Origin of the sequence: Cognatundibacterium rugosum (assembly GCF_014284365.1) — a bacterium.
GTDB lineage: Bacteria > Pseudomonadota > Gammaproteobacteria > Burkholderiales > Burkholderiaceae_D > Undibacterium > Undibacterium rugosum.
Map to the genome: position 1 here is coordinate 1 of NZ_JACOGG010000012.1, position 18,166 is coordinate 18,166.

Annotated in this window: 16 protein-coding genes and 1 pseudogene; 8 read left to right on the top strand and 9 right to left on the bottom strand. The window is 49.5% G+C overall.

Annotation, left to right across the window (positions count from 1 at the left end; genetic code table 11):
• The first annotated feature begins 216 nt into the window (after window positions 1–216).
• Window positions 217–870 (top strand): DNA oxidative demethylase AlkB, encoded by a 654-nt coding sequence (gene alkB, locus H8K47_RS11945; RefSeq protein WP_186881645.1) that lies wholly within the window; start codon window positions 217–219, stop codon window positions 868–870.
• A gap of 133 nt (window positions 871–1,003) precedes the next feature.
• A pseudogene (locus H8K47_RS11950) lies at window positions 1,004–1,913 on the top strand (5'-nucleotidase).
• 75 nt (window positions 1,914–1,988) lie between these two features.
• Here H8K47_RS11950 and H8K47_RS11955 read toward each other — a convergent pair.
• Window positions 1,989–4,298: an NADP-dependent malic enzyme gene (locus H8K47_RS11955; protein ID WP_222612788.1), complete on the bottom strand. Its 2,310-nt coding sequence runs from the start codon at window positions 4,296–4,298 to the stop codon at window positions 1,989–1,991.
• 540 nt (window positions 4,299–4,838) lie between these two features.
• On the opposite strand from H8K47_RS11955, the gene thiL reads away from it, so the two are divergent.
• The 5 genes from thiL (at window position 4,839) to H8K47_RS11980 (ending at window position 8,508) form a co-directional block, all read left to right on the top strand.
• Window positions 4,839–5,807, top strand: coding sequence for a thiamine-phosphate kinase (thiL, locus tag H8K47_RS11960; protein ID WP_186881646.1), 969 nt, complete (start codon window positions 4,839–4,841; stop codon window positions 5,805–5,807).
• Window positions 5,804–6,328, top strand: coding sequence for a phosphatidylglycerophosphatase A family protein (locus tag H8K47_RS11965; RefSeq protein ID WP_230405205.1), 525 nt, complete (start codon window positions 5,804–5,806; stop codon window positions 6,326–6,328). Before thiL ends, H8K47_RS11965 begins: the two co-directional genes overlap by 4 nt.
• Before the next feature lie 110 nt (window positions 6,329–6,438).
• Entirely contained in the window at window positions 6,439–7,095 is a 657-nt protein-coding gene (locus tag H8K47_RS11970; protein WP_186881647.1) for an energy transducer TonB, read from the top strand.
• A 74-nt stretch (window positions 7,096–7,169) separates the two neighbouring features.
• Entirely contained in the window at window positions 7,170–7,817 is a 648-nt protein-coding gene (locus H8K47_RS11975) for an energy transducer TonB (RefSeq protein WP_186881648.1), read from the top strand.
• Window positions 7,818–8,022: 205 nt separating this feature from the next.
• Complete coding sequence (locus H8K47_RS11980) at window positions 8,023–8,508, top strand: CinA family protein (RefSeq protein WP_186881649.1); 486 nt, start codon at window positions 8,023–8,025, stop codon at window positions 8,506–8,508.
• Between the two features lie 55 nt (window positions 8,509–8,563).
• Here the strand turns inward: H8K47_RS11980 and H8K47_RS11985 are convergent, their stop codons facing one another.
• Window positions 8,564–9,205, bottom strand: a complete 642-nt coding sequence (locus H8K47_RS11985) for a flagellar basal body-associated FliL family protein (RefSeq protein ID WP_186881650.1) — start codon at window positions 9,203–9,205, stop codon at window positions 8,564–8,566.
• Between the two features lie 292 nt (window positions 9,206–9,497).
• Here H8K47_RS11985 and H8K47_RS11990 point away from each other — a divergent pair, with 292 nt between their 5' ends.
• On the top strand, window positions 9,498–10,580 hold the full coding sequence (locus H8K47_RS11990) for an acyltransferase family protein (RefSeq protein WP_186881651.1): 1,083 nt from the start codon (window positions 9,498–9,500) through the stop codon (window positions 10,578–10,580).
• A 156-nt stretch (window positions 10,581–10,736) separates the two neighbouring features.
• On the opposite strand, the gene H8K47_RS11995 is transcribed toward H8K47_RS11990, so the two are convergent.
• The 7 genes from H8K47_RS11995 to H8K47_RS12025 all read right to left on the bottom strand — a co-directional run bounded on the left by H8K47_RS11995 (window position 10,737) and on the right by H8K47_RS12025 (window position 18,152).
• Complete coding sequence (locus H8K47_RS11995) at window positions 10,737–11,333, bottom strand: lysophospholipid acyltransferase family protein (protein ID WP_186881652.1); 597 nt, start codon at window positions 11,331–11,333, stop codon at window positions 10,737–10,739.
• Between the two features lie 256 nt (window positions 11,334–11,589).
• Window positions 11,590–12,195: a ParA family protein gene (locus H8K47_RS12000; RefSeq protein WP_186881653.1), complete on the bottom strand. Its 606-nt coding sequence runs from the start codon at window positions 12,193–12,195 to the stop codon at window positions 11,590–11,592.
• 108 nt (window positions 12,196–12,303) lie between these two features.
• Window positions 12,304–13,032, bottom strand: a complete 729-nt coding sequence (locus tag H8K47_RS12005; protein ID WP_186881654.1) for a pseudouridine synthase — start codon at window positions 13,030–13,032, stop codon at window positions 12,304–12,306.
• Between the two features lie 66 nt (window positions 13,033–13,098).
• Window positions 13,099–15,081: an ATP-binding protein gene (locus H8K47_RS12010; protein WP_186881655.1), complete on the bottom strand. Its 1,983-nt coding sequence runs from the start codon at window positions 15,079–15,081 to the stop codon at window positions 13,099–13,101.
• Window positions 15,082–15,102: 21 nt separating this feature from the next.
• Complete coding sequence (locus H8K47_RS12015) at window positions 15,103–16,014, bottom strand: substrate-binding periplasmic protein (protein WP_212681614.1); 912 nt, start codon at window positions 16,012–16,014, stop codon at window positions 15,103–15,105.
• A gap of 103 nt (window positions 16,015–16,117) precedes the next feature.
• Window positions 16,118–16,729 (bottom strand): outer membrane lipoprotein, encoded by a 612-nt coding sequence (locus H8K47_RS12020; RefSeq protein ID WP_186881656.1) that lies wholly within the window; start codon window positions 16,727–16,729, stop codon window positions 16,118–16,120.
• Window positions 16,730–16,958: 229 nt separating this feature from the next.
• Window positions 16,959–18,152, bottom strand: coding sequence for an aminotransferase-like domain-containing protein (locus tag H8K47_RS12025; RefSeq protein ID WP_186881657.1), 1,194 nt, complete (start codon window positions 18,150–18,152; stop codon window positions 16,959–16,961).
• Between the last annotated feature and the right edge of the window lie 14 nt (window positions 18,153–18,166).

Here is an 18,166-nt window from a genome sequence, read left to right on the forward strand (position 1 = left end):
ATTGTTAAAGATCACAGAATATTGAATTCTTTTTTCTGCTTGCCTTCCGGCTTTTGCTTCGAATCGTTTTGTTCGTCAGCAGCAGAGAAACGAGATTATGAAGCCTAGCCACGCTTGTGTCAACACCTTGATCGGAATCTTCTGTTTATTCTCTTTAAAACCTTGTCTTAACTATTATTCGGCGCAACAAAACTGGTTTGCGCTTAGCATCACGAGATGAACTATGATTTATTTGATGAGCTCACTAATACACCCGCCCAACCTGAAGAGATAGAGCCGGGCGTGGCTCTGCTGCGCGGTGCAGCCAGCCATCTGGCATCTGATATCCATCAACAACTCGGTGCTATTTTAAATATTTCGCCATTCCGACACATGTTCACGCCTGGCGGCCGGCGCATGGCAGTTGCAACCACGAGCTGTGGGCCTTATGGCTGGATTTCAGATCAGAAAGGCTACCGCTATCATTCTGTCGATCCTCTCACAGAGCAGCCGTGGCCAGCGATGCCTGTCAGCTGGATACACTTAGCACACGAATCGGCTTTACTTGCTGGCTTTCCGGACTTTCAGCCCGACAGTTGCCTGATCAATCGCTACCAAACTGACACTCAGCTAAGTTTGCATCAGGACAAAGACGAGAGAGATTTCAAGCATCCTATCGTTTCTGTGTCTTTGGGTTTAAGTGCGCAATTTCTGTTAGGCGGAATGCGAAGAGAAGATGCCACCATCAAAATCCTCCTCATGCATGGTGATGTTTTAGTTTGGGGAAATCAAAGCCGCTTGCGCTTCCATGGTATTTCGCGCATCCAGGCCGGATATCACCCCGTACTTGGAGATTGCCGGATCAATCTGACATTCAGGTGCGCAAACTAGTTAGTGCCTTAGACCAGCACTTGAACGCAAAAAAACAACCCGATTTACCGTCACGTTATAGATAGTGATATCTTCTTATCAATAATCAAATAATCTGCTATCACTCACCGACACCTGGGCACTTTACACATTTATGGCTTATTCCTTAGACCACTTATTGGTAATCGGCATTTCCTCACGTGCTTTATTTGATCTGGAAGCGGAAGATGAGATTTTCCGTCAACAGGGGCTGGATGCTTTTCGCTCTCACCAACTGCGACATGAAAACAAGGTCTTAAATCCGGGAGCCGGCTTCGCACTGGTCAACGCTTTGCTGAAGCTAAATGCACTCGTGCCAGAACGGCGCATGGTAGAGGTCGTTGTGATGTCGCGTAACTCATCAGAAACCTCGCTCAGGATTTTTAACTCGATAAAACATTATGGATTGGATATCAGTCGTGCTGCTTTAACTGGCGGCGCGCCTCTATCACCTTATCTTAAGGCATTTAATGTGAGCTTGCTTTTTGTCCTTACACGAAGATGATGTACAGGCAGCGATTAACTCAGGCGTAGCATCCGCCATGCTGTATCCCATGCCGCCCAATGCGGCGGACATGGAACAAATACGCATCGCTTTCGATGGCGACGCTGTGATTTTTTCGGATGAGTCTGAGAGAATTTATCAACAGCATGGGGTTGAGGCGTTTGAGCAGCACGAGCGTGAGAATGCCAAAAAACCACTGCCCGAAGGACCGTTCGCACGCTTGCTGGTTGCACTCTCGTATTTACAAAATCAGTTCAGAACGCCGGATGGTCGCGCTTTTCCTATACGCACAGCCTTAGTCACTGCACGTTCTTCACCCGCTCACGAACGCGTGATCCGCACGCTGCGCGCATGGAATATCGCCATTGACGAAACTTTTTTTATGGGTGGAGTGAATAAGTCAGAAGTGTTGGCTGCATTTAAACCGCATATGTTTTTTGATGATCAGCATGCCCACTGCATCAAGGCATCGGATGTCGTCCCTACCGGCCGGGTGCCCATCCGCCAAACTCAGCAGTAATAACGGGAGCAACTGGGGCAACAATAAAAAAACGGAGGCACAGGCCTCCGTTTTTTTTGCAGACTTAACAAACACTCAGCGCTGAGCTACCGCATCCACGACACACAATGCCGTCATATTCACGATACGGCGTACTGTTGCCGACGGAGTCAGAACGTGCACTGGTTTTGCACAACCCAGCAGGATAGGACCAATCGCCACATTGTTGCCAGCCGTTGTTTTCAACAGATTATAGGCAATATTCGCCGCGTCGATATTTGGCATAACCAGCAGATTTGCATCGCCATTTAAGGTTGTATCCGGCATCATTTTTTTGCGGAAAGCGGAATCAAGAGCCGTATCACCATGCATTTCGCCGTCAATTTCCAGATCTGGCGCATCGCGACGAATGATCTCCAGCGCAGCACGCATTTTCTGCGCAGATTCACTGTTACTCGAACCAAAATTAGAATGCGACAGTAAAGCTGCCTTAGGCATCAGACCGAAGCGACGCATTTCTTCTGCCGCCATAATCGTGATTTCCGCCAATTGTTCTGCGGTAGGATTTTCGTTCACATGTGTATCCACCAGCACCAGCTGACGATCTGGCAGGACCAGCGCGTTCATCGCTGCGTAGACATTGACGCCTTCACGCTTACCCAACACCTGATGGATATAGTTCAGGTGCAGCGTGGAATTGCCAAAGGTGCCGCAGATCATGCCATCTGCATCGCCCTTATGCACCATCATGGAACCAATCAGGGAGTGACGGCGGCGCATTTCCAGCTTCGCATACTGTTCCGTGACGCCTTTACGCGAAGTCATCTTGTGATAGGTCTGCCAGTAATCACGGTAACGTGGGTCGAATTCCGGATTGATGACTTCAACATCAATACCTGGACGTATACGCAAACCGAATTTTTCTACGCGTTGCGCCAGAACTTGTGGACGACCAACCAAAATCGGCGTTGCCAGTTTTTCGTCAACCACCACCTGGACAGCACGCAATACACGTTCGTCTTCACCTTCCGCATACACAATACGCTTACGTTCAGCTGGTGCTTTCTTCGCGATCTGGAATAGCGGCTTCATAAAGGTGCCACTGTGGTAGACAAATTGCTGCAATTTATCTGCATAAGCCTGCATATCCTGAATAGGACGCGCAGCCACACCACACTCTGCTGCCGCCCTGGCAACCGCTGGCGCAATCTTGATCATCAGGCGCGGATCAAATGGTTTAGGAATCAAATACTCCGGACCAAATGACAAATTACTGATGCCATAGGCTGAAGCCACAACGTCAGACTGCTCCGCCTGCGCCAACTCAGCAATCGCGTGGACAACCGCGATTTCCATTTCACGGGTAATAGTGGTAGCACCACAATCCAGCGCACCACGGAAAATATAAGGGAAGCACAAAACGTTATTCACCTGATTCGGGAAATCCGAACGGCCAGTCGCCATCACCGCATCATCGCGCACGGCTTTGACTTCTTCCGGCAGAATTTCCGGTGTAGGGTTGGCCAGTGCCAGAATCAGAGGATTTGCTGCCATCATTTTGACCATATCCTGCTTCAGTACGCCTGCTGCAGACAAGCCAAGGAAAATATCCGCGTCAGGAATGACATCGCGCAAAGTGCGCGCACTGGTGTCCTGCGCAAAACGGGCCTTGTCCGGATCCATCAGTTCCGTACGGCCCTGATACACAACTCCCGCTAAATCTGTAACGAAAATATTTTCGATAGGGAAGCCCAGATCCACGATCAGATCCAGACAAGCGAGTGCTGCTGCGCCTGCACCGGACACCACCATCTTGGTTTTTTTGATGTCCTTACCAACGACTTTCAGACCATTCAGGATTGCCGCGCCGACGATAATCGCAGTGCCGTGCTGATCATCATGGAAAACCGGGATTTTCATGCGTTCACGCAGCTTGCGCTCTATATAGAAGCACTCAGGGGCTTTAATATCTTCCAGATTAATACCGCCAAAGGTCGGCTCCAGCGAAGCGATGATATCAACCAGCTTGTCCGGATCAGGTTCATTAATCTCAATATCGAACACATCGATACCGGCAAATTTTTTGAACAGGACGCCCTTACCTTCCATCACGGGCTTGGATGCCAGTGGGCCGATATTACCCAGACCCAATACCGCAGTTCCATTGGTGATGACGCCAACCAGATTGCCACGCGCTGTGTATTTAAATGCAGCAGTCGGATCAGCGACGATTTCTTCACAAGGAGCGGCAACACCAGGAGAGTAAGCCAGCGCCAGATCACGTTGGTTGGTCAGTTGCTTGGTTGGCGTCACGCTGATTTTGCCCGGAGTCGGACATTCATGATATTCCAGCGCTGCCTGACGCAACTGCTGACGAATTTGCTCTTTCTGATCTGCTGAATCCATACGGCCTTCTTTCTTTTTACTTACTCAAAACTTACTGTTGGAGGATAGGCTCTAGATTCTAGCAGAGCATGCTTTCATTCTTCATACGTATTTGTACGGTTTCTATGCTTTTAGCGCATAGGTTCATACCGAATTCGAATGACGCAACCCTGATCGCATAGCAAGCCACTATCCAACCAATAAAAACAATTAATTTCACAAATAAATTACATATAACTATCATCAACAACACTTTGATAGCAAATAACCTTAAGCAGCATAACATGAAGCTCGTCATCACACGCAATCCTGCAACAGAACACTCAGTCCAGTATGAAAGGATACAAAGTATGCATGCCGCGCTCCACCTCCGCCAAGCAATACAAACAATATGGCAACGTTTCAATAACTGGCAGACTTTTCATACCTACAGTCTGTCCCCGGATGTGCAAAATATGCTGCTGACGGTCAGCAGGGTTTAAGCCTACACAAAAGCGGACACCCTGTATTTCCGCTAACAAACTCAGCCGCACACACTCTGCTATTCGGTACAATGCGCGCATGCTCTCCGAATTCGATTTAATCCAACATTATTTTGCGCACCACTCCCCGGCCGACTCGCATCTGGTGCTGGGTGTGGGTGATGACTGCGCGTTGATACAGCCTACGGCTGGCATGCAAACCGCGATTTCTACCGACATGCTGGTCTCAGGCCGACACTTCTTTCCGGACGCCGACCCACGTATGCTCGGGCATAAATGTCTGGCGGTGAATCTGTCTGATCTGGCTGCGATGGGGGCCCGTCCTATGGGCTTTAGCCTGGCATTGGCATTACCGGAAGCGAATGCCGACTGGTTGTATTCTTTTTCCCAAGGCTTACTGGCACTGGCCGATCAGCATCAGTGCCGCCTGATAGGCGGTGACACCACCAAAGGGCCGCTGAATATTTGTATTACCGTGTTTGGAGAAATCCCGCCAGGACAGGCATTGCGCCGGGATGCTGCTTGTGTAGGCGATGATATCTGGGTCTCGGGCACGCTAGGTGACGCACGGCTGGCACTGGCCGGATACTGGCAAGAACTGAAGTTAGACGCCGATATTCATCAGCAAGCGGCGCTGCGTATGCATATGCCCACGCCCAGAGTTGCGCTGGGACTGTCGCTGCGCGGCATCGCCCATGCGGCACTGGATATTTCAGATGGCCTGACTGGTGATCTTGGACACATCCTGAAACGCTCAGGTGTTGGTGCGAGTTTGTGGGTCGATGCCTTGCCAGCCGGACCTATGTTGCAACAGCAAGATCCTGAACTGCGCAGGCGCTTTTGCCTGACTGGCGGCGACGACTATGAATTGTGCTTTACTGCATCAGCGGATCAACGTGAGCAAGTACTGGCGGCAGCGCAAGCCAGCCAGACCCCGGTAACCCGCATCGGCCAGATTGAAGCCCAGCCAGGTTTGCGCTTATTCGATGCGCAACAGCAGCCCCTACAATTACATTTACAGTCTTTCGACCATTTCTCTACCCCATGACCACTCTGGATAAGAGCCAAACGGCTCAGATACAACGCCCTGGCGCACGCTTCATGTTCAGCCATCCTGCACATATCCTGGCGCAGGGCTTTGGCAGTGGCTTATCACCCACAGTCCCCGGCACCATGGGCACCCTGTTTGCCTGGCTGAGTTTCAATATTTTCAGCGACCGCTGGCCTGCATTTTTTACGCCCTGGAACTGGTTGCTCATTATCGCGATTGGTTTCGTAGCCGGCATCTGGGCTTGCCATATCACAGGAAAAAATCTGGGTGCCGCCGACCATGGCAGCATGGTGTGGGATGAGATTATTGCGTTCTGGCTGGTTTTAGTCTTAGTGACACCTGCTGGCGCACAGGCGCAAACCGCTGCGTTCCTGATTTTCCGCTTCTTTGATATGGTCAAACCACCACCGATACGCTATTTTGACCAACGCTTCAAGGGCGGTTTTGGAGTGATGTTCGATGACATTGTGGCAGCGTTTTTCAGTCTGCTGTGCATCGCACTGTGGGGTAGTTGGTAACTGCCAATCGCACCTGATCTCAGCTACGCAGTTGCAGAATTTCTCCACCATTGCCTTTATTGTACTCTATCCTCATAATATTGTGCTCAAAGCAATAAATAGGATATGACATGCGCATTGCCCGCGTTACCTCAAGTCTGATTATCATCACCCAGTTTTTCTTTGCCCCAATAGCCGCCGCCGATGATGAGAGTGGCGAACCCACTCCTGTGGTGAAGTTCGAGTTCCCGATGGATATGAAAGCTATCTGCAAACTGCCTGAATATCCGGCCGCTGCAGTGCGGCGTGGCATAGAAGGTGACACCAAATTAAAGCTGCATATCGATGAGCACGGCAAAATTGCAGCCTTTGACTTGCTGCAAAGTGCAGGCTGGAAAATACTCGATATGAGTATTATGAATCATCTCTCCGGTTGCCAGCTGCTGCCACCAGGCCACTATGCGCCGCAATCAAAAATCTTCGTCTTGCACTGGCAATATGATCACGGTTACTCAAGCCGTGCTGAGCTGGACCTGGCCAGTTGTAAGAAATCTGCGTCTCTTCGCATCGCCGAAAACAAAGATATTGCCAATGATATTGTAGTCGGCGTCATGGTTTCCTCCGGTGGAAAGGTCGTCGATGCAATCATTCAATGGGGAAGCGGCGATGAAGTGCTGGATAAGGAAAGTCTGCGCATTGCGCGCTCCTGTGAATTTTTTCCCGCCGAATACCAGGGTAAGCGAGTGGCAAAAGCGGAATCCTTACGTTTCATTGGTCAGAATGACTAAATCAGCCTGGCAAGCGGGCATTGTCTTATTCGATTAATTTTGTACATAAATCACGCGAACTCCAAGGGAAAACAATGTCGATCACAGCAAACACAGTTGCGTTGCTCGCTTTCATGTCATGCCTGACAGCGACACTTGTGCAGGCACAGGAACCAAATACAGCAACAATGATTTCCGCCAATTTACCCGGTCCACTTGATGTGGAAAAAAATTGTCCGATAGGTCCTTATCCCAAAAAAGCCAGGGAAGCTGGGATGTCAGGCATGGCCAAACTCAAGCTGGCTATCGGCGCTAACGGAAAAGTCGAGAGTTTTGAATTGACCAGAAGCAGTGGATGGAAGTTGCTCGATAGCATGGCAATACAAGCGGTCGACGGCTGCCAGGCTTACCCGGCGGGCAATTACACACCAGCTAGTAAAACAATAAGCTACAACTGGAACTTTACTGGCAGTCGCGATGTACAACTGAAACCGGATACTTGCCCAGAGTCTGCCTTGGTGCGACTGGCGCAGGAAAATGAACAAGGTGTCGGAATCGTGGTGGGAACCTATGTCAATTCTATGGGTGTCACCAGTCAGCAAGCGTTGCTGCAGTGGGACATAGGTGATGCCGGCGCTGAAGCGGAAGCCCTGCGCGTAGCAAAAAGCTGTCAGTTCGAAGCCGCTGTTTCGCAAGGGCGTACTGTAGGCAGTGGCGTTTCCCTAAGGTTTTTTAAGAAATAAATAGGCTTGTGAGCGAGCAGTAAAACCCGCTAACCGGGGCCACTCTGCTGAACAACAAAAGTTGGCAGACAGGTCGCATTATTTTCTTTTGCAAACAGACTTCACCCCAACACAGACTAAGTGGTAAAGTAGTTTCCACCGTTCATGATCAGCCACAGTGTCAACCATGATACGGAGAACTCAATAACCAGACGGGAGACGCATCATGCAAAATGCTATCGAACTCGCAGCACAAGTCGGTGAAGAACTCAAATCCAGACGTCTGTTACTGGCAGTTGCCGAATCCTGTACCGGAGGTGGTGTCTGTCAGGCCTTGACCGAAATTGCTGGCTCCTCAGAGTGGTTTGACTGTGGCTTTGTCAGTTATTCCAATTCGTCTAAGTCTGAACTGCTCAATATACCCGCCGCGCTGATCGCACAACATGGCGCCGTCAGCGAAGAAATCGCTGCTGCGATGTCCGAAGGCGCGATTGCGAACTCGGAAGCCCATGTGGCGCTTTCCACCACGGGAATTGCCGGACCTAGCGGTGCAGTACCAGGAAAACCGGTCGGCACCATCTGCTTTGGCTGGACGGTGGGTGGAATGACGCACACCGAGCGCAAAATATTTAGCGGCGACCGTCACAGCGTACGCGAACAGACTGTCGCCTATGCATTGGAAAAATTATTACGCTATCTGGCAGAAATCTAATCTAAGCGTAGCAGGCAAAACTGCCTGATATCGCATATGGTCTGGTCTGCTCTGGCTAATGGCTCTGCGTCAGTAACTCGTTCAATAATACCGACTGCACTTTGTCCGTAGCCAGTCGCTGGTTCAAATCAGTGCGCATCTGTTCACGGATGCGCTCCAGACCTTCTTCAGTTTTTAAGTCTTCCGGGGCGATGGTAGTCATGGTAATCGGAAACATTTCGGTCAGCTCCTGTTTATGCTTTGCCAGCCATTCCCTGTCCGCATTGGCGACCTGAATATTGACCTGCATACGGATCACCTGACCATCCAGATTCACCACAGTCTGAGGCAATGCGAGGTAACTAGGTTTGTTTTCGTTATTGGAAAATTTTGCGTAAAAAATAACACTAAAGATCGCCACAAAACTCAGCAATGCAACGATTGCAGCATAAAAAGCAAAATTATCTGCTTTCGCCGCCTTCTGCCGCTCGCGCTCTAACTGCTCCTGACGCAATCTTTCTTTGACAAGTTCAGCGGGGGAACGCAAGATCACTGGCGTTTTTCCTGATTTGTTCTCAGTTTGGATCGCCTCTTTGTCGACATCAAACTGCAAGTGTGCCAATTCATCCGGTGGCTCAACGGGCGCGCCGGGATTCCGGATATCTTCGAAATCTAGTTGAGCACTGAGCAAACTGGCCCGTGATTTTTCTCTCGCCATACCACGCTATCCCAAATTTTAACTACTATCTCCGTGCAGAAAACGCATAGAACATTTCAATAGATAAACATATTTTACCTGACTCTCCTGACCGCTCCATCACTGAAATCGCCAAAAACTCAGAATAAGCAAGCATGCAGACTGCCGCTGGCCGCCATCAGCAAATGCGGATACACAATCCAATTTCCCCAAATCGAAATACGTTACAAAAGAGAACTACTTAATTACGGGAAAATATCCTAAATTCGTTTATCATCACGGCTCTTTGCGGTAATTGATTGAATTGACAAGTATGCACACCTCCCGCCCCGCCCTGCCCCTGAACAGAAATACCAGCCTCGACAATATCAAAGGCTTGCTGATTTTTCTGGTGGTGTTCGGTCATCTGGTGGAATTACACATCGCGAGTGATGCCTTCCTGCGCCCAATCTGGATACTGATCTACACCTTCCACATGCCTATGTTTGCGATGGTATCTGGCATGTTATCAAAATCCGATCTGAACCAGCATCAGTCCAGGCAACTGATCCGTAATATACTCGCGCCTTTACTGGCCTTCGAATTGCTGTATGAGCTAACAGAGTATCTCCTGACCGGCAGTTTCAGTGCATACGCAAAACTGATCGCGCCTTATTGGATGCTATGGTACTTATTAAGTCTGTTGAGCTGGAGGCTGTTGCTGCCGCTGTTTACGCGTTTGCAATTTCCCGTTCTTATCTCCATTTTGCTGGCCATGGCAGGCAGCTATTCAGAGCACAGCGGTTATTTTCTGAGCATTTCACGGACACTGACTTTCCTTCCATTTTTTATACTGGGCTGGACGTTGGGGCCGGATTTCTTACAGCGTTGGAAGAGTAAGCCACATTGGTTTTTGCTGAGCCTGCTGATCTGCGCCAGCGCGATCGTCGCTGCCATGTTATTACCTAAGCATTTTGATTACCGTTGGCTGTACGGCAGTTTTTCATTACACAGACTGGGGATGGCAAATCTGACAGGCAGTATGTATCAACTGGCTCAATACGCAAGTTGTACTGTGATCGGTCTGGCTGTTTGTTATTTGATGAGCCGCCGCAACTGGGGACTGGCAAGAATAGGACAGCAATCCATGTATGTCTTTTTATGGCATGGAATGGCGCTGATTATTTTGCATAATACAGGCCTGTTGAACCGCATTTTGCATCTGGAAGACACTGCCCGCCTGTTAGTTTCGCTGGGAGCGAGTGCCCTAATCGTCTGGCTGGCGGCCCACCCGTATTGCGAATTATTGACCAATAAACTCATACTGCAAGCTACGCAATGGTTATTACTGAAGCAGGACAGCAAAACAGAGCAAGTTGCTTCCGCAGCCAGCAGCGAATCCAGGCATATCAGCTAAGCGACAGGTAGCTAGGTAGTTATGACAATCAAACATCCTGATCTGAATAGATATGCGGTTGACAGCTGCATTTCAAGCTGACAACCGCATCAAATCAGGGCCTGATCGTGCACGGCCCCGTCACCCAAGGGATGCGCTGGCAATCGCTGTACCAGCTCAGCGAATTTGAATATTGTCTTCAAATTGCTGTGGATGCTTGCCTTGTATACCGGCGTAGAACCGACGAATTTCCTGCATGTCAGCAACGATATCACCAGTCGGCATAAACATTTTGCCTATACCACCCACTTTACGCCCAAAATCCAGGTAACCCAGGGCTATCGGCACCCCGGCACCAAGTGCGATATAGTAAAAGCCGGTTTTCCAATGGGTGACTTTGCCACGCGTACCCTCCGGCGGTACGATCACTGTCAGCCTGTCACTGGCATGAAATGCATCCACCGTACTCTGCACCAAATTGCCGGAACGGCTACGATCTACTGCAATCCCGCCCAACCAGCGCATGACGCCTCCCAGCACAGGTGGAAACAGGCTGGCCTTTCCCATCCAATACACACGCAGGCGCAGCACAAAGCACACCATCAGGGTCACCGGAAAATCCCAGTTACTGGTATGCGGGGCCGCAATCAGTACATATTTTTTTTCGGCAGGCTGTATACCCTCAACGCGCCAACCGGTCAGGCGTGCGGCCAGGACAGAAATCCAGCGCATCAGGGTGTTAATGATAGGGGTTTCGAAGATAGTCAGATGCATGCCGTAAGTCTTTGATATAAAAAGGGAAACTGCCCTGAGTTCAGGGAGACGGCATTATAGGTAAGTATTGCTGGAGAGGGTAATTTTCCTAAAGAAATATTGAGATTTTCGACCAAATCCTCCAAAACCAGGCATACGCAAGACTTACATTGCGTTACGTCGCATCCGGACACCGATGCGTTGACCAGGAGTCAGGAGGACACCAGGGCGAGCACCTGTTTTCCCCTTTGTACATGTCATTGGAAGCCAACAAGCTTTAGGCTTCTATCCAGCGCAAGACGTCTTCCCATTGCTCCAGATCTTTATCGACACGTGATGGTGCGACATCCCAAATGGTCGCGCCATGGGCCGCCAGTTGTATATAGTTTTGAGTATCACGCAGATAGCCTATCACCGGCAGCCCGAGTTGATTCACGTAATTCGCCAACTGATCGGCGGAGCGGCTGCGGGCATGGACGCGCATACCTAATACGCCGACCTCGCAGCGGTGTTTTTGTTGTGCGATCAGATTCAGGAAATCTTGCGTGGCAAGAATATCAAAAATAGAGGGTTGTAATGGAATGACGATCTTGTTTGCCAGCGCCAGTACCTGTTCCAGCGCCTCACCGGCCAGACCGGCGGGCGTATCCAATACCAGATGTCCTTTGCTTGCTTTGGATGGCAGTGCATCAACTGGCTGCCAGGGGGTGATGCGCGCCAGATTGTCTGGACGGATTTTCAGCCAGCTGAGGGACGACTGCTGAACATCCATGTCCCCTAGCATCACAGTCTGGCCCTGTGCCGCAAAATACCCGGCCAGATTAGTGGAAAAAGTGGTTTTTCCTACGCCCCCTTTGGGGTTGGTCACAGCAATCACGCGCATAGTCAGTTTCCTCATTCATGATCAGCAGCAATATGACAGACCTGCTACCCATCCCGTCAGGCCTGTGAATTCATGTTGAAACGTCGTAGCAACGCGCAGACAGCCCGCTTACGCGCTGAAATCGACTGGCACCAGCAAATCCAGTTGTTCTTGCGTCAGGTAACACCATTCGCCTTCTTCCAACTCCAGCGATGCAAGTGTTAACTTACCTATTGCCGTACGCTGCAAGGCGGCACAATGATTGCCAGCGGCTGCTAACATGCGTTTGACCTGATGATACTTGCCTTGCTCCAAAATAATCTCTATCTGAAACTCAGCAACCTGGCGGCACATTTGGGCAGCTAGGGGGGCAGGTTCATCATGCAACTGCACACCACTGAGTAAGGTATTCACCAGTGCCTCAGTCACTGGTTCAGCCGTTGTCGCCAGGTAGACCTTGGGCACATGACGCTTAGGTGAAGATTGCGCATGAATGAAAGGTCCATCGTCTGACATCAGCAACATGCCGGTGGTATCGTGATCCAGGCGACCAACTGGCTGCACATCGCGCCAGCTGAATTGTTCAGGCAATAAAGTCAGGACACCAGGATGGTGGCTGGGTTTGCGTGAACACTCGAAATTGGATGGCTTGTTGAGCGCAATGTAGACATGCTCGCGATAAGTCCACTCCTCCTCAAATATCGTGAACTGCAAGCCCTCAGTTTCCAACGTCAGCTTATAGTTATCGACAACTTCTCCCTGGATGCTGACCTCGCCATCCTCTATCAGCTCGCGGCAATACTTGCGCGATCCAAATCCCTGCGACTGCAGAATACGGTCTAAAGATAATTTACTCATTACAAGACTGTAGCAGAACTATGGCATGCAGGCAAAGCGACGACATCAGATCAAACAGCAACTTGCTCAATGCGGCGTTTCTGCGATTTTGGCAGTTTTCGGGATGCTCATACTAAAACGCGTTCCTTCACCGACGGTGCTGGATACCCGGATATCGCCTCCAAGCACATCTTTGACCAGATTGTAGACGATGTTCAGCCCAAGCCCACTACCACCTTGTCCCAGACGGGTAGTGAAAAAGGGATCAAAGATACGTCCAATATTGGCAGGTGCAATGCCCTTACCATTGTCAGTTACGGTGATTTCTATAAACGCATGATCCTTGTCGTGCGCCTCGATACATACCCGACCGCGAACTTCCGGATCAAATGCATGGATAAACGCATTGTTGATCAGATTGGTCATGACTTGCCCTAAGGCGCCCGGATAGCTATCCAACAGCATTTTCGCAGGAATGTCAGCAGTCACTTCATGCGGCGTCTTGCGTATCATAGGACCCAGCGTAACAATCAATTCGTCCATCATCTCGTCCAGCGCAAACTGGCGACGATTAGCACTGGTACGGTCTACCGCGACTTGTTTGAAACTGGCGACCAGCTCAGACGCTTTGCTCAGATTACGTAATAACAGGTCCGTACCGAGACGGGCATTGGACAAATATTCTTCCAGCACGGATTTGCGCAAACCTTGTTGAAATTGCTGATAAATTTCTGTCGTTTGCTGCTGCAAAGTACTGGCGACGGTCACACTGGTACCGATAGGTGTATTGAGTTCATGTGCCACTCCCGCAACCAGCGAACCCAAAGCCGCCATTTTTTCCGTACGGAGTAATTCTTGTTGTGCACGCTGAAGGTCTTCGAGCACAACGGTCAGTTCGCTATTGGCCTCTTCCAGTTCATGGGTACGCTCAGAAACGCGCTTCTCCAGCGTGGCATTCATATTTCGGATCGCCTGCTCATTCTGGCGCTTCTCCGTAATATCTTCCTGAACCAGAATCAACATGGTTTCCTCGGCAATTCTTACCAGACGACCAGACAATTCACACAATAACAAACGACCTGCAATGCCACTGCGGCACCAGGCTTCGTAGCCATGTATTTCTCCATCACGCTCAAGACGGCTGACGACGTGATGAAAATCATCCATATTGCGCCACAAATACTCTTGCATACTGACCTGCCCAAGTATCGTCTCATGTGACCAGCCAAACTGGCGCACCCACGCGTCATTCACATCGGCCATGCGATAACTGGGATTTTTTCTGAACACGGTCATAGCGACCGGGGAAGCCTGAAAAATCGCGATAAACTTTTCTTCCGTTTCGCGCAGGATTTGCTCCACCCGCAAGCGCTCTGCGAGTTCCTGTTGCAGCAGAGCATTCTGATGTTCACGTCCCGCAATTAACTCGCCCAGGTTCAAACGCATTTTATCGAGTCCCTGTGCCAGATTACCAATCTCATCCTGCCGGGTCCAGGCGAGTGCCTGGTCCATCTGACCACTGGCCAGCCTGGCTGTTTCCTGCTGCAAAATTCGTATAGGTCGTACGATGCGGCGGTCAAACAGAAACCAAATTAAGGCAAATGAAAATAAAACCTGTGCGCCAAGACCCAGCAATTGCTTAGCTATATCCTCCAGCAAATCATGCTTGACATTTGCCGTTGTGAGCGAAATTTCAACTTTACCAATAATTTTACTATCAAGGATGACTGGGCGAGTATCGGTGATTAATGCAGCGCCAGATGACATATCTTTTTTTTGCTTCACAAAATCCGAACCTGCTTCATCAGTAATTGCAATACTGACTACTTCCGGGTTATGCATCACCCCATTAACAAATTGGCGACCAACCTCTTTGTCGACGTTCCAGATCGGGACTTCCATCGCTTTTGCCAACATGTCAGCATACTGCACCATGGGATTGCGGACACGCAGCTGGACTTCACGCTCATACCGCGCCAACACCATGAAGTAACCGAACACGAGCGCCGGCAGCAAAATGCCGAGACCGACGCCAAAAATCGAAATTTGTCTTAAAGAATATCTTTGCAAAGCAAGCCTCTGTGCTGCAGTTTATTTTGCGTGCTGCTTGCGCCAGAGTTCCATATTGGTCTCCAACAATTTATCCATCACTTTTTGCTTATCAAGTTTATACATCGCTTTTGCCAGACGTGAACGTATATCTGCCGTATTGCACGGAGACTTATGTGGAACTGTCAAATATAAATTTTCGTTAGTGATAGCAGGATAAACTGCCTGCAGACTGGTGATTTGATTTTTTGCAGCAATGGCTAAACCTGGGGTCTCCTCGTATATCAGGTAGTCTGCACGCCCCAAATTCAGAATGGCCAAGGCCTGTTCCAGCGTCGCCACAGTAGAAATACGCAGAGATTCTTTGGCATACCGGTCAAACTCTTCGCCAAAGCTGTTATTAATGACGGTGACACCACTTTTACCAGTCAGGTCACTCCACTTTTTATAGCGAACCTTGCCACCTTTCCTGACCCAGATCACAGTGCTGGTTTCACGAAATGCAGGGTAGACATAATCCATGTAGTCGAAACGGGGTAGCGTCAAAAAAGCACCGGCCAGCAAGTCTACCCTGCCCAGTTTTGCCTCTTCCTGCACTCTTCCCCAGGGGCCTAAATAGCGGACTTCAACCGGAATACCAATTTCTTTTCCTATTGCCTGTACGAAATCAGCATTGGCACCGATCAAACGGTTTTCATCGTCAGGATCGCGCCACAAATACGGCGGATATTCTGGGTTACCGGTAGAAAGTATTTTCTTACACGACTCCGTTGCAGAGGCCTGCACCTCCGACCCGGCAGTGATGAGCAAACCTAATCCTATGCTCAAATGGAAACATTTCAATAATATCCTGCGCATTCTCATCCGTATGCCTCTTGGCAATAAACTTAAATCTGGCTTGCAGTCTAACTGCGAGATTCTTTTGAGGCAAGAAAGGGATTTTTGTCTCTGCATTTTTGTTGTGCAGATGCAGGAAAAAAATAGAAAAACGGCATAACAATTTAAAAAATGTTATGCCGTCATATCTGATACGCAACAAAATTGATCAGAAAAACAATTATCTGCGCACGATGCCGGAACCGCTATTTTTGACTAAATCACCGGATTGAAATCCAGGGTCCTGATCAAAGTGGAAACTTTGTTTGTTCCCGTTATCATATTGAACTGTGACAGTCCAAACTTTGGCGGATTTCACTTTTTGTTCAATTTTATGACCAGCCATCGCACCACCGGCCGCGCCGGCTATCGTGGCCAGATCACGGCCAGTACCGCCACCGACCTGATTGCCGAGTAATGCACCGGCAACGCCGCCTGCAATAACGCCTAAAGCACTGCCTTCACCTTCTTTTTCACTGACATTGACTGCAACAACTCGACCACATTCTGCGCAGACCGGCTGATTTTTCTGATTGGCACTCACATTATTTGATACAGATGCTGTTTTTGCCGCAGCGAGTGCATTGGTGTACACGGCTTTCGCATCCCGTAAGCACTGCATGCGTGCACTGGAACTTGCTTCCTCTGCACACAATTTTTTATCCTCGGCGTAACGATTAGCTGCCTGTTTTGATGCTTCACTATATTGTTGCTTCGACGTCTGTGCATTTTGAGCAAACACCGCTGAGGCAGAACTCAATAACAAACCAGCCAACATTAAATTTTTTTTCATGGTCAACTCCTGTTGAAAAACGATGAACCTGTTAAGCATAACGTCACACCACTGAATCAGATGACAATTATCACAATTACTCACAATTCTGCGTAATTAATTCCAGCTTAGAGTTGCATAGAATAATTCAGTTACCTGTTCAGTTACCTGACTTCCCAAACCAGATAGCCAACAAAAAAGCCAGCTACTGATGGGTAGCTGGCTTCGCCTCATAACAGGTGGCGGGAGATCAGAGTTTTGCTTTGATCAGTTTGCCCAGTTTTTCTATGCCCTCATGAATGCGCTCAGGTGAAACCGTGACAAAGGATAAGCGCAACGTATTTTTCTCTGCTTCATTCGCGTAGAAAGGGCCACCGGGTACAAAAGCCACATTCTGCGCAATCGCCTCGTCCAGCAATTGCTTGCTATCCATATGTGCTGGCAAGGTCACCCAGATAAACATGCCGCCTTCAGGACGGGTCCAGCTGACGCTGGCGGGGAAATGTTGATTCATAGCTTCCAGCATGACGTCGCACTGACGCGAATACAGTGCACGGATAGTAGGGATATGTTCTTCAAGGAAGCCATCTTTGATGACTTCGTACACCACCATCTGTGTCAGCTGTGCGGTATGCAGATCGGAAGCCTGCTTAGCCTGTTCCAGCTTACGGATCAGCGGTACCGGCGCCACGATATACCCCAGACGTATACCTGGGGTCAGCACTTTAGAGAAGGAACCCATGTAAATCACACCGTCCGGATTCATGTTCAGCATTTTTGGCAGTGGCTCACCGCTATAACACAAATCGCCGTAAGGATTATCCTCAATCAACGGTATGCCCATGCGTGCGCAAGTCTCTACCAGTTCATATCTGCGCTCAATCGATAAGGTGCGGCCGGTCGGATTCTGGAAATTTGGCAAGGCGTACATCAGCTTCGCGCCCTGACCTTTTTCTGCCACGGAAGCCGGGATCAAACCATGTTCATCGGTATCGACTGATTCAAACTGCGGCTGATAAACGGAAAACGCCTGCAAAGCACCGAGATAACTCGGTGTTTCCACCAGTACTTTACTACCTTCGTCAACCAGAACTTTGCCGATCAGATCCAACGCTTGCTGCGATCCGGACACCATCATGATTTGCTCAGGCAAAATCGTCGAAGTTGGCGTGGACAGCGATTTCGCCAGAAATTCACGCAGCGGTGCATAACCATCGGTAGGGCCATACTGCAATGCCATCTTGCCTTGCTCAGACAATACTTTGTCGAAAGCTGCTTTCATGCGCTCTACCGGGAAGGTTGCAGGTGAAGGCAAACCGCCGGCAAAGGAAATGACTTCCGGACGCATGGTCACTTTGAGAATCTCACGGATCGCAGAGCTTTGCAGTTGCTCGGCGCGAACGGAGAACTTCCAATCTATAGGGGTGGGATTTTCAAGTTTCATGCTGGTCTCACTAA